Source organism: Levilactobacillus hammesii DSM 16381 (assembly GCF_001434395.1).
GTDB classification, from domain to species: Bacteria; Bacillota; Bacilli; order Lactobacillales; family Lactobacillaceae; genus Levilactobacillus; species Levilactobacillus hammesii.
This window is the reverse complement of record NZ_AZFS01000052.1, coordinates 13,626-26,630: the sequence shown is the minus strand read 5'-3', so window position 1 is coordinate 26,630 and position 13,005 is coordinate 13,626. Positions and strand designations below refer to the sequence as shown.

Below are 13,005 nucleotides of genomic sequence, written 5' to 3'. Positions count from 1 at the left end.
ACGATGGTGGCTTGCGTGAATGATCATCCGTTGGAACGGTAACCAGTTATTTTGAAAAAATATAATTATAATGCCGAACATCCGGAGAAGTTCTAGAAATAATTGGACGGAATCCCTTGGTTCTGGTAAAGTGGTTCAGTAGAGAATACGAAGGAGTGAAGGAAAGTGTTTGAGAATTTTGTAATTGCCGCTGCCGGGGGTAGCCAAGTCTACACAATCGGTATCTTAGTTATCTTCTTGGGCCTCATGTACTTCTTAATGTTGCGGCCACAACAAAAGCAACAAAAGAAGCACCGTGATATGATGAGTGAATTAAAGAAGGGTGACCATGTTGTAACGATTGGTCGCTTACATGGTGTGATTGATGAAATCAACGATACTGATAAGACCGTTACCTTAGACTGTGACGGGATCTATCTGGTCTTCGACTTGCGGGCAATCTCTTCAGTAACTGCCCAAGCACCCGCTGCTGTAACGGCACCCGCTGCCGCTGCAACGAGCGAAGCTACCAGTGAAGCCCAACCTGCTGAAAGTGCTGCTGATGATTCAGCAGACACGGCCGACAGTGCAGCCGCTGATGACAGTGCTGACAAGGACGACGCAGCTAAATAAGGTTTAGAGTGACTCACTGGCAACGGGGTTGTCGGCGGAGTTGAAGGACTGACTCATGACGAGTTGGTCTTTTTTTGTCGCTCGGAATGGGTCCCCCCACTAGTACTAACGAAAATTCGGCCGATTCAGTCTCACTTTTTTGGTCAGATTTGTGCTGCCATATTGTGGAAAAAATGCCGCCTTACCGTTCACCAAATTTGGGCTGGAACGGAAAAGAGTGTGGAAGAAGGCGATTAGCTGGCGAGCATTAACGTCGCTAGATTGAAAATCCCGGGCCTGGATTTTTAGTCTAGTGGGGTTAAGCGCAACCAGCTGCCTGCTGGAACACGTTTCGACTGTGTTGCCTGAAGTCGCAAAAATCCCACGGCTGAGCCCCAATTTAGTTCACTCACGGCTCCACGGTATGTTGTCCATAACCTGGGATGAACGTTGCCAGCTCAACGATGTTTACACCAATGTTAGGGGGAAGAACTTTCTTAACCGGAGGAGGCCAGAGATGGAGGCAGCCGTGACAACGGTGTTAGCCGATTCTTCGGCTTACAGCGTGGGACGTGTTTGGAGACCGGCGAATTTTGCCAGGCTTCAAACCGAGCCGGAGGACCGCTTCTCAGGCCGCAGGCGGTCCCCACAGCAGCTGGAATCTCTGGCAGCCGCAGGTGAGAATCCATATCTCACTTAGTTCTCCCAGTTTAGTTTAGTTGAACTTGGCGTTTGGCGAACGGTAAGGCGGAAGGTACGCGTTGCCGATCACTTTTGGTTGAGAACAAACGTCTGTTCGATTATAATTTAGAAGAGATTGGTTTACTCGAGGAGGTGGCCTGATGCAGCCGGCAGCTAAATTTACACAACGTAAGATTATTCACGTCGACATGGATGCTTTTTATGCATCCATTGAGGAACGCGATCATCCGGAATTCAAGGGCCACCCCCTGATTGTGGCGCAGGATCCGCGGAAGACCGGGGGACGGGGTGTCGTGACGACCGCCAATTACATTGCCCGCCAGACCGGCGTCCATTCCGCGATGAACGCCAATGAAGCCTTGAAGCTTTGTCCCAACGCGATCTTTAAGACGCCGGACTTTCCGCGTTATCGACAGGTGTCCGATCAGATCCATGCGATTTTCCATGAATATACCGATAAGATCGAAACGGTGGCTTTTGATGAAGCCTACTTGGATATTACGGAGAATAAGCATCACATTCACTCGGCCGTGCAGGTGGCCCATGCCATTCAGGCGGAGATCTTTGATCAGACCCATCTGACCTGTTCGACGGGAATTTCCTATAGCAAGTTCTTGGCTAAGGAGGCCTCTGATTTTCGTAAACCGGTCGGCGTCTGTGTGATCCTACCCGAGGACGCCCATGACTTCCTAATGGCTCTCCCCATCGCGCGTTTCCGGGGAGTGGGTAAGAAGACCGTGCCCAAAATGCATGAGTTGGGCATCCTGACCGGGGCCGACTTGTATCAGCGCAGTCAGCTGTCGTTAATTCATGACTTCGGTAAGTTCGGCTACGTCCTCTATCAGCGGGTCCGTGGCATTGATGAGCGGCCGGTAGAGTATCAGCGTGAACGCAAGTCTATCGGTAAGGAGCGGACATACGGGCCGCCACTGACGACGACCGGTGAGGTGGAAAATCAGCTACGGCGACTGGCAGAGATGGTGGCACAGACGGTTCGGCAAAAGCAGCGGCATGGCAAAACGCTGGTGCTGAAATTGCGGGACAGCGACTTCAATACGATTACCAAACGGGTCACCCAAGCCGATTTCATTGCCAACGAGGCGGCCGTTTACTACGAATTAGCGCTGGAAATTTATCAAAGTGTCGCGCGTGACGACGAACAGGTACGCCTGCTAGGGATTACGCTGACGGGGTTGGCACCGCAAACATTTGAAGAATTGAAGCTGCCCTTATTCGAGGGTGACCAGCCACGGTGAAAGACTTCCTTTGAAATTACCCCGTAAAACTTGTATACTGAAACGCGGTATGAACGCAGTTGCGTTGGAAAATCGGATAGAAAATGGGTGAACACCAAAATGGCTATAGAAAATGCGATTTTAGCAGAAATTAAAAAGTATCAAACCGTCATCATTCATCGGCATCAACGACCAGATCCCGACTGTATTGGCGCACAATTGGCTTTACGGGATATCTTACGGACGAGTTTTCCGGACAAGACCGTGTATGCGGTCGGCAAGCACTATCCGGGTTTTGACTGGATGGGGAAGGCGGACCAGGATGTTCCTGATGACGCTTATCAGAATGCCTTAGTTATCGTTGTTGATACGGCAAATCAGCCACGGGTTGACGACGAACGGTGGTCAACGGGTAAAGCGGTGGTCAAGATTGACCATCATCCTAACGAGGATGCCTTTGGTGACCTGCAGTGGGTACTGGACCAAGCATCCAGCACATCCGAAATGTTGTACGACTGGTTTGCGGCGAACGCAGACGCCTTAACCATGCCGGATGACGCTGCCCGCTTGTTGTACGCTGGGATTGTCGGGGATACGGGACGCTTCATGTACCCCGCAACTTCGGCGAACACGATGGCCGTTGCTGGCAAATTAATGACGTATAACTTCTCGGCCACCGATGTTAACCAGGCCGAAGATGAAGTGTCACCTGCTGTGGCCAAGTTATCCGCCTATGTGTACCAAAATTTGGCGATCTTACCCAGTGGGGCCGCCTACCTCAAGTTGAGTGACGAGGTGATTGAACCCTTTGGCTTAGGCGAAGGGGATTCAACGTCCGCCGTTGTGCCATTGCCAGGCAAGATCACCTCAGTGGTCGCTTGGGCGATCTTTGTGGAATCGAAGGATCACACCTACCGTATTCGTTTGCGGTCGAAGGGCCCTTCCATCAACGAGTTAGCCAAGAATCATGGCGGGGGCGGTCACGCCCTAGCCAGCGGTGCTGGTGCCAAAGACCAGGCCGAAATCGATCAGGTAATCCACGAACTCGACGAGCTTGTGGCTAAGTATAAAGGAGAAAATGAATGACCGAAAACTTTAAAGCTTTCAACTTGCAACCGTATTTAATGACGGCCTTGCAAAAGATTGGCTTCACCACGCCTACTGCGGTGCAGTCAAAGTTAATTCCGACCATTGCGGCCGGCAAAGATGTGGTTGGCCAATCCCAAACCGGGAGTGGTAAGACCCACACTTTCTTACTGCCAATTTTTAATCAACTTACCTCTGAAAATCAGGTACAAGCCGTCATCACGACGCCTAGCCGTGAATTGGCTTACCAGATTCACACAGCGGCTGAACAATTGGCCGCAGAGGCCCCCTTTGAGATTCGGATTGGAAACTACGTTGGGGGAACGGATAAGCAACGCCAGGTCAACAAATTACGGCATTACCAACCCCAACTGATCATCGGAACGCCAGGGCGGGTGCTGGACTTGATCCAGTCACAAGCGCTGGACGTGCACACGACGCGTCAGTTTGTGGTTGATGAAGCCGACATGACGCTGGACTTAGGTTTCTTGGATCAAGTCGATAAGATTGCCGGTCGGATGCCTAAGAACTTACAGATGATGGTGTTCTCAGCCACGATCCCACAACGGCTCGATCCGTTCTTGCGAAAGTACATGAACCATCCCGTTGTTGAGGAGATTCCAACGACGACCGTGATTTCGCCAACGATTGACAATTGGTTAATCTCAACCAAGGGTCAGAACCGGAATCAATTGATCTTGCAGTTGATCACGATGGGGGAACCTTACCTGGTCCTCATCTTTGCGAACACCAAGACGCGGGTTGAACAGATCAACGACTTCTTAAAGGCGCAAGGGTTAAAGGTCGCCATGATTCATGGGGGCGTCAAGCCGCGTGAACGGAAGCGTGTCATGCGTGAAGTGAAGAACCTCCAGTACCAATTCGTCGTGGCCACTGACTTGGCTGCCCGGGGGATTGACATCGAAGGGGTTTCTCACGTCATTAACGATGACATTCCGGAAGACCTGGACTTCTTCGTGCACCGGGTTGGCCGGACGGGACGTCAGGGTATGCCAGGAACGGCCATTACCCTTTACTCACCCGATGAGGAAGCCAAGATTTCCGAAATCGAAGCGATGGGCATTAAGTTCCAACCAAAGCGCATCAGCAACGGTGAAATCGTGGATTCCTACGACCGTAACCGGCGGACGAAGCGGAACAAGAGTACGGAAAAGCTAGACCCATCTTTGATCGGTTACGTGATGAAGAAGAAAAAGAAGATCAAGCCTGGGTACAAGCACCAAATCAAGCAAGAAATTCACCGTCGCAAGGACCAAGAAAAACGAGTCGCAGCACGTCAAAGTGCCCGTAACGAACGGAAACGGCGCAAGCGCGAGTCAGACCGTTACCAATAAAATTTGGGGTAACGGTGGAAGGCTAGTGACTTGGTTGCGAAATGTCGTGACGCATTGACGCTTGTCAGCTAGGTGAAGGGATGGTGAAAATAGGTCCAGCTGTGGGAATGGGCTTAGCGGCGTAGCCGATTAGCCCATTGGTGGTTTCGAGACTCGTTCTTTGAGGCTTGAAGCCAAGTCTAAAGACCGCTCTGTGGCTTTAGACGTCCGCCCTCAGCGTTCCGGCCTATTTTCACCATCCCGGAGGCGCTGTAACGACAACAATAGCCTTAAATAATTAGGGAATCTCAGTTAATCGGAAACCTTGATTGACAAGGCGGCGGTCGCCACCTATAATTTCTATTGGACATTTAAATAATAAATTGAGGACATACCGTAACCCGCCGATTTTCAGAAACGTTTTGGTTGCTGCGAAAAACGATTCGGTTGGTTACTGGCGCTCCCTCAGCTACATCGCGACTCAGCGTTATGAGTTTAAGAGGTAAACGATTAAAACATCGTTGCAAGTAAAGTGGTACCGCGCTTCGGCGTCTTTACGGGCAACGGTGTTTTTTATACTTTTTTGGAGGTATTTAGAGATGAAAGAGCTAAGTAGTAGTCAAATCCGGCAGATGTACCTGGACTTCTTTAAGTCCAAGGGCCACACCATCGAGCCCAGTGCATCATTAGTCCCAAAGGATGATCCCTCGTTACTGTGGATCAACTCCGGGGTTGCCACCATGAAGAAGTATTTCTCCGGCCAAGTGGTTCCCGAAAATCCACGGCTGACCAGTTCACAGAAGAGTATCCGGACCAACGATATTGAAAACGTGGGGAAGACCGCACGGCACCACACGTTATTTGAAATGTTGGGGAACTTTTCTGTCGGTGATTACTTCAAGAAGGAAGCCATTACGTGGGCCTGGGAATTATTGACGTCCCCAGACTGGTTCGGTTGGGATCCCGATAAGCTGTACATGACGGTTTACCCTAAGGATACGGATGCCAAGGCAGATTGGGAGGCCGCTGGTGTTGCGCCAGACCACATCATTGCCGTGGAAGATAACTTCTGGGATATTGGTGAAGGTCCTTCGGGTCCCGATTCCGAAATCTTCTACGATCGAGGCGAGTCCTTCAACAATTTGGCTGCCGATGACCCTGAGAACTATCCTGGTGGGGAAAACGAACGTTACCTGGAAGTTTGGAACATTGTGTTCTCCCAGTTTAACCATGAACCAGATGGCACTTACAAGCCACTGCCCCGGAAAAACATTGATACGGGGATGGGCCTGGAACGGGTCGTTTCTATTTTCCAAAACGCTAAGACGAACTTTGAAACCGACTTGTTCTTGCCAATCATTGAAAAGACCGCTGAACTCAGCGCGGGTAAGAAGTATGGCGCAAACCACGAAGACGATGTGTCCTTCAAGGTGATTGCCGATCACGCACGGGCAATTACGTTTGCCATTGGTGATGGCGCATTACCTGGTAACGAAGGCCGGGGTTACGTGATTCGGCGTCTGATTCGGCGGGCAATCGTTAATGGTCAAAAGCTGGGGATCGAAGGCGCCTTCCTCGATCAACTGGTTCCCGTTGTGGGTAAGATCATGCAATCTTACTACCCTGACGTGCTCAAGCAGAGCGATTACATCGCCAAGGTCGTTCGTTCCGAAGAGGACCGGTTTGGCGAAACGCTGGACGGCGGGTTGAACCTCTTAAACAGCTTAATTGCTGACTTGAAGAAGCAAGGCGGGAGCCAGATTGCTGGTGCCGATGCCTTCAAGCTTTACGATACGTATGGTTTCCCCGTAGAGTTAACGGAAGAATACGCGGACGATCAAGGGATTACGGTTGATGAAGACGGCTTTAAGGCCGAAATGCAAAAGCAAAAGGACCGTGCCCGGAATGCGCGTGGCAAGCAAAAGGCCATGGGCTTACAACACGATCTACTCATCAACGTGACGACACCTAGTCAATACGTGGGCTACACGCAGCTTGAGACCAAGAGTCAATTGACGGAGTTAGTCGTTGATGACCAATTGGCTGATGAAGCTGAAGCGGGAACCGCTGAAGCCATGTTTGATACCACGCCGTTCTACGCCGAAATGGGTGGCCAAGTTGCCGACAAGGGAGATATCTACGACCTTGAAGGTAACGTGGTGGCTCACGTGGCCGATGTGCAACATGCGCCTAATGGCCAAAACCTGCATACGTTAACGGTGGTAACGCCTTTGAAGAAGGGGACCACTTACGAATTGAAGGTTGACCGCAAGTTCCATAGCAAGGTTGAGAAGAACCATACCGCAACCCACTTGTTGGATAAAGCTTTGCGTGAAGTCTTTGGCGAACACACCCAACAGGCCGGTTCATTGGTTGAAGGGGATTACCTGCGCTTTGACTTCACCCACTTTGGTCAGGTTGATCCAGCTGATTTAGCCAAGGCCGAAGCGATCGTGAACGAGAAGATCTTTGCGGAACTGCCCGTTACCACGGTGGAAACCGATATTGAATCCGCTAAGAAGATGGGCGCCATCGCCTTGTTTAGCGAAAAATACGGTAAGGTGGTCCGCGTTGTGAGTGCTGGCGACTTTGTCACTGAATTCTGTGGGGGGAACCACGTCAAGAACACCAACGAAATTGGGTTATTCAAGATTACCTCAGAATCCGGAGTCGGTGCCGGTGTTCGGCGGATTGAGGCCGTGACCTCCGCAGCGGCTTACCAGTACCTACAAGGACGTAGTGAAATCTTAGACGCCGTAGCCGGTGATTTAAAGGTCACTCAGGACGCCGAAGTGGAACAAAAGGTGACGAGCCTGCAAGCCCAAGTCAAGAGCTTAGAACAAAAGCAAGCGGCCTTAGAAGGCAAGTTGGCGAGTCAAGAAGCCAGTGCCGTATTTGATCAAGTCACGGAAGCCGGTAACTACAAGCTGATCAGCGGGACGGTTCAAGTGTCTAAGATGGATCAACTGCGGGCTTTAGCGGACACTTGGCGTGACCAAGCCCTTTCAGATGTGTTAGTATTAGGGGCTGAAGTGAACGGCAAGGCCAACCTGATCGTCGCTGTGAGCGCAGACAAGCAAAAGCAAGTCAAGGCCGGTGACTTAATCAAGGCCATCTCACCTAAGATCAACGGTGGCGGTGGTGGTCGTCCAAATCTGGCACAAGCCGGTGGGAAGAACCCAGCAGGTTTACCAGACGCAATGACGGCAGCGGTCGACTGGTTGAAGGACCAAGACTAATTAGTCTTTCTGTCTGAAACGGGCCCGACTGGCGTGCAGTGACGCCGCATCGCAACCGATTCCGTCAAATCGTCATGATTCAGTGTAAGCGGTAGGCGCTGACAACGACTATCGTGAGTAGTTGAAAGTGTCTTTTAACGAGGGAGCGGTCCGTGATGGGCGGCTCCTTTGATAGCGACAGTATTACGAATAGATTACATTGGGTGTCGGTCGTTGTAGTTTGCCGAATTATCGAGTAAAATTGAGGCTAAGTGAGGAAGTGCGGGGGTGTTTTATAGTGAGTTCATTAGACAAAACGATGTATTTCGACTTTGGCGCTAACCAGCCAAAGGACGTCCATGATACACTGGTAACGGTTTATCAAGCACTAGAAGAAAAGGGTTATAACCCAATTAATCAGATTGTCGGTTACCTACTATCAGGCGATCCTGCGTACATTCCGCGGATCAATGATGCGCGGAATCTGATTCGCAAGCATGAACGGGACGAGATTATTGAAGAATTGGTTCGCGTTTATCTGAACCAGAATGGACCGGTGAAGCCTTCATGAAATTAATGGGGTTAGATGTCGGTTCACGTACGGTAGGGATTGCCATTAGCGATGCTCTGGGCTGGACGGCTCAGGGGGTTGAAATCATTCCTATTGACGAAGAGTCCGAGATTTTTGGGTTGGATCGTGTGGCCGAATTGGTCAGCGAGCATGAGGTCGATGGCTTTGTTGTCGGCTTACCTAAGAATATGAACAATTCGTTAGGCCCACGGGCAGCAGCTTCTAAACGGTACGGCGAGATGTTGACGGAACGTTTCCATTTACCCGTTGACTTCGAAGACGAACGGTTGACAACCGTTGAGGCGGAGCGTATGTTAGTGGAACAGGCTGATACGTCACGCCGCAAGCGAAAAAAAGTAATTGATAAATTAGCAGCCGGGTTAATTCTGCAGAACTATTTAGATCGGCAGGGTAAATTAACCCGAGAAAAGTGAGGTTTCCCATGAACGACGACCAAGAACAAATCACATTAGTTGATGAAAATGGCAACGAAGAATTATACGATGTCCTATTTACCTTTGAATCTGACGATTTTGGTAAGTCATACATTTTGATTTACCCAGCCGGCAAGAGCGAAGACGAAGAAGTTGATATTCAAGCCTACGCTTTACCAGCCGACGATGATCCAGCTAACCCATCTGGTGGCGATTTACAATTGATCGAATCCGATGAAGAATGGGATATGGTTGAATCCGTATTAAACACCTTCTTAGCGGACGGGACGATTGATCCTAACGCCGGTAAGCAAGGCTAGTCATTGACGAGATGAAAGGGCGGAAGTTTTCCGCTCTTTTTTGTTACGCCGAATTGTGTCGGTGGGAACGTGAAGTTTACCGTGAAGCGGGATGCAAAACGTGCAACATCGTGGGAAACAATGGTAAAATAAAGTATTGTGCACTGTGCCACTTGAGCCGGTGACGTCGTTGGTTCTAAGCTTAGCTAAGGCCAACGACCAGTCTGCCAAGCAGCCAATGCAAAAGCAGGGGGAATGAGAAATGACGGAACAAACACACCGCTTCAAGGCCGTCATCGCCGGCAAGACCTACACCATCGTGGGCCAGACTTCCGATGAACATATGCGTGCGGTTACTGAAGTATTAAACCAACAATTTTCACAATTAAAACAACTTTCACCGAACTTGTCGAAGGAAGATGCCGCTATTTTGATGGCCTTCAATGCCATCTCGGATCAGTTGAAGTTAGCGGCGGCGAATGAAGCGAAGTCGGCCACCGCGGATACTGAGACTACCGACTCACCGGAAACGGGGGAGTAGTTTGGTTTTAAGCTTAATTATTCTGATTGTCCTGATCTTTGGGTTCCGGCGGGGCTATCGCCGGGGGCTGGTTCTACAGATTCTCAATACGATTGGGTACATTGTGGTCTGGGTTGTGGCGCGGTTTCTGGCTAAACCCTTGGCCATTGGTATTGGTCAATTTATTGGCAACCTATCGCTAGACAGTTCGGCGAGTGCGGTGACGGCAGCTCAGAGCAGTAGCTTCTTTTTGAACGGGCTAGCCTTTTCAGCGATTCTAACCGTGGGCTTTTTTATCGTCCATCGTATCGCGTATGGGGTCAATAAAGTGACCTGGTTACCCGTGATCCATCAGGTGAATTCACTGGCCGGTGGGCTGATTAATTTGCTGATTCGGTACGTGGTTATTTTCTTAATTTTAAATTTAATGGTCCTGTTGCCAGCTAAGGGATTCCAAGATAGTTATCAGGCGTCACCAGTTGCCCAGTGGATTGTTAAGCAAACACCGGTCCTATCAAAACAGGTTTATAACTGGTGGCTGACAGAACATTAATTCTGACGATACGTTAGAGAGGAGCATCCTATGAATCAAAAAGCGTTAAAAATTATGGAGTACGACCGCATTAAACAGGCGTTGCGCGGGTATTTAGTCTCCGCGGCTGGACAGCATGAGCTAAACCAGTTACAGCCGACGGCGGATGTAAAGCAACTACAAATTTGGCTCGATGAAACCAAAGATGGTGCGGACATTTACCGGTTAGAAAACGGGATTCCATTACCAAAACTCGATGATATTCGGCCGCACTTGCATCGGTTAGCCATGGAGGCCGCGCTGAATGGACTTGAATTGGCCCAGATCAGTCGGGTCTTATGGACGACGAGTTCCGTGGTTAAGTTTTTCCGGGACTTAGAGGACAAGGAAATTGACCTGCGCCGGTTGAACCGCGTGGTGAAGGAGCTCGTGACCTTACCCGACGTGACGCGGCGGTTACGGACGTCACTGGAGGGCGACGGCCATATCACCGACGAGGCCTCACCGGCTTTGCGACAGATTCGGCAGCACATTACGCAGACCGAGGCGGCTATTCGTAGTGCCATGGATCAATACACCCGCGGTAAGGACGCCAAGTATCTGAGTGAAACCATCGTGACCATTCGGGATGATCGGTATGTGATTCCCGTTCGGGCCGAATACAAGCAACGATTCGGTGGGATTGTTCACGATCAAAGTGCCAGTGGGCAAACGTTATTCATCGAACCACAGGCGGTAGTGGGCCTCAACAACCGGCTCCGGCAAAACCAGATTGACGAACGCCACGAGGAACAGCGGATTCTCGCCGAACTGACGGCACTGCTGGAACCATATCAAGATGAGATCTTGCGTAACGCCGAGCTTCTAGGTCATTTTGACTTTGTGAACGCGAAGGCCCGGTACGCCCATCAGCTTAAGGCGAGTGAACCCAAGTTGTCGCTAGAAAATCACGTGAACCTGCGTCAGGCGCGCCACCCGTTGATCGACCAAAAGAAGGTTGTGGCCAACGACATTACCATTGGTCGCGACTACAAGGCCATCATCGTCACGGGGCCAAACACCGGTGGGAAGACCATCACACTGAAGACGTTGGCCCTGGTCCAACTGATGGGGCAATCGGGATTATTTATCCCGGCGAATGAAAACAGTGTGATTGGGGTCTTCGATGACATCTTTGCCGACATTGGGGATGAACAATCCATTGAACAGAGCCTGAGTACGTTCTCCGGGCACATGGAAAATATTGTCGCCATTCTTCAGCAGGCCGATGAACGCAGCCTTATCGTGGTCGATGAACTGGGTGCGGGGACCGATCCCCAAGAAGGGGCCGCTTTAGCAATTGCCATCTTGGATGAGATTGGGACGCTGGGCAGTTACGTGATGGCGTCGACCCACTACCCTGAGTTGAAGGCGTACGGGTACAACCGGCCGGATACGATTAATGCCAGTATGGAATTCAACGGTGAGACGCTGCAACCCACGTACCACCTATTGATTGGGATTCCTGGACGTAGTAATGCCCTCGACATTGCCTCTCGTTTGGGCATGCCGGCGCAGGTCATTGACGCCGCCCGGGGATTGACCGACCAGGATAGTCAAGACTTGAATGCCATGATTAGCGACCTGACGGAACAAAAGCGGCGGGCCGATCGTGACGCGGAAGAAATGCAGACGCAGTTAAAGGAAGCCAATGAACTTCACGACCAATTGCAGAAGCAGTTCGAACAATATCAAAAGCAAAAAGATCAACTGATGACGGATGCCAAGCGGGATGCCAATCGCTTGGTCGATGAGTCACGGAAGCGGGCCAACCAGATCATTTCCGATCTGCGTAAGAAGCAGTTGGCGGCCGGCCACAGTGTGGTGAAGGAAGACGAGTTGATTGCCGCACAAGGGGCGTTAAATGCTCTGCAACAAGACACGAAGCTGAAAAAGAACCGTGTCTTGCGGCATGAAAAGAAGAAGCATGATTTCCACAAGGGTGACAGTGTCTTGGTCAAGTCTTATGGACAGATCGGGGTCTTGATGCAGCAATTGGACGATGCCCACTGGGAAGTGCAACTGGGAATCTTGAAGATGAAGATTGCGAACAATGATCTTGAAAAGGCCAAGGATCCAGCGAAGAGCAAGAAACAACCACGGGCGTCAATTCGTCGCTCTGGCTCGAGTGGGATGTCACCAACCTTGGATCTGCGAGGACACCGTTACGAAGAAGCCATGGCCGAGGTGGACCGTTACATTGACTCCGCACTGCTCGCTGGTTACCCATCCGTGACGATTATCCACGGTAAGGGTACCGGGGCTTTGCGTAAGGGCGTCACGGATTACCTGAAACGCAATAATCGAATTAAGAGCTTTGGCTTTTCTCCGGCGAATGCCGGGGGCGATGGGTCAACGGTTGTTCGTTTCAAATAAAGCGGCAATTAGATTGTGAGCAACTTAGTTGTGATTTTACTGAAGTCTGGTAGACTGAACAGTGAAGC

Annotated in this window: 11 protein-coding genes; all 11 read left to right on the top strand. The window is 50.6% G+C overall.

The window, feature by feature from the left end:
• Positions 1–165: 165 nt before the first annotated feature.
• The 11 genes from yajC to FD28_RS05920 all read left to right on the top strand — a co-directional run bounded on the left by yajC (position 166) and on the right by FD28_RS05920 (position 12,937).
• Complete coding sequence (yajC, locus tag FD28_RS05975) at positions 166–612, top strand: preprotein translocase subunit YajC (protein WP_157059859.1); 447 nt, start codon at positions 166–168, stop codon at positions 610–612.
• Between the two features lie 821 nt (positions 613–1,433).
• Complete coding sequence (gene dinB / locus FD28_RS05965; protein WP_057733596.1) at positions 1,434–2,549, top strand: DNA polymerase IV; 1,116 nt, start codon at positions 1,434–1,436, stop codon at positions 2,547–2,549.
• A gap of 99 nt (positions 2,550–2,648) precedes the next feature.
• Positions 2,649–3,614, top strand: coding sequence for a DHH family phosphoesterase (locus FD28_RS05960; RefSeq protein ID WP_057733594.1), 966 nt, complete (start codon positions 2,649–2,651; stop codon positions 3,612–3,614).
• Positions 3,611–4,969 (top strand): DEAD/DEAH box helicase, encoded by a 1,359-nt coding sequence (locus tag FD28_RS05955; RefSeq protein ID WP_057733591.1) that lies wholly within the window; start codon positions 3,611–3,613, stop codon positions 4,967–4,969. The genes FD28_RS05960 and FD28_RS05955 overlap by 4 nt, the downstream gene beginning before the upstream one ends.
• A gap of 578 nt (positions 4,970–5,547) precedes the next feature.
• Positions 5,548–8,187 carry an alanine--tRNA ligase gene (alaS, locus tag FD28_RS05950; RefSeq protein WP_057733589.1) on the top strand — a complete coding sequence of 880 codons (2,640 nt, stop codon included), beginning with the start codon at positions 5,548–5,550 and terminating at the stop codon, positions 8,185–8,187.
• Between the two features lie 277 nt (positions 8,188–8,464).
• Positions 8,465–8,737, top strand: a complete 273-nt coding sequence (locus FD28_RS05945; RefSeq protein ID WP_020088343.1) for an IreB family regulatory phosphoprotein — start codon at positions 8,465–8,467, stop codon at positions 8,735–8,737.
• On the top strand, positions 8,734–9,171 hold the full coding sequence (gene ruvX, locus FD28_RS05940) for a Holliday junction resolvase RuvX (RefSeq protein WP_057733586.1): 438 nt from the start codon (positions 8,734–8,736) through the stop codon (positions 9,169–9,171). The genes FD28_RS05945 and ruvX overlap by 4 nt, the downstream gene beginning before the upstream one ends.
• Before the next feature lie 8 nt (positions 9,172–9,179).
• A complete protein-coding gene (locus tag FD28_RS05935) occupies positions 9,180–9,491 on the top strand; it encodes a DUF1292 domain-containing protein (protein WP_057733584.1) in 312 nt (103 codons plus the stop codon).
• A gap of 241 nt (positions 9,492–9,732) precedes the next feature.
• Positions 9,733–10,011, top strand: a complete 279-nt coding sequence (locus FD28_RS05930) for a cell division protein ZapA (protein ID WP_057733582.1) — start codon at positions 9,733–9,735, stop codon at positions 10,009–10,011.
• A 1-nt stretch (position 10,012) separates the two neighbouring features.
• Positions 10,013–10,543: a CvpA family protein gene (locus FD28_RS05925; protein ID WP_057733580.1), complete on the top strand. Its 531-nt coding sequence runs from the start codon at positions 10,013–10,015 to the stop codon at positions 10,541–10,543.
• A 30-nt stretch (positions 10,544–10,573) separates the two neighbouring features.
• Positions 10,574–12,937 carry an endonuclease MutS2 gene (locus tag FD28_RS05920; protein WP_057733578.1) on the top strand — a complete coding sequence of 788 codons (2,364 nt, stop codon included), beginning with the start codon at positions 10,574–10,576 and terminating at the stop codon, positions 12,935–12,937.
• The last annotated feature ends 68 nt before the right edge of the window (positions 12,938–13,005 follow it).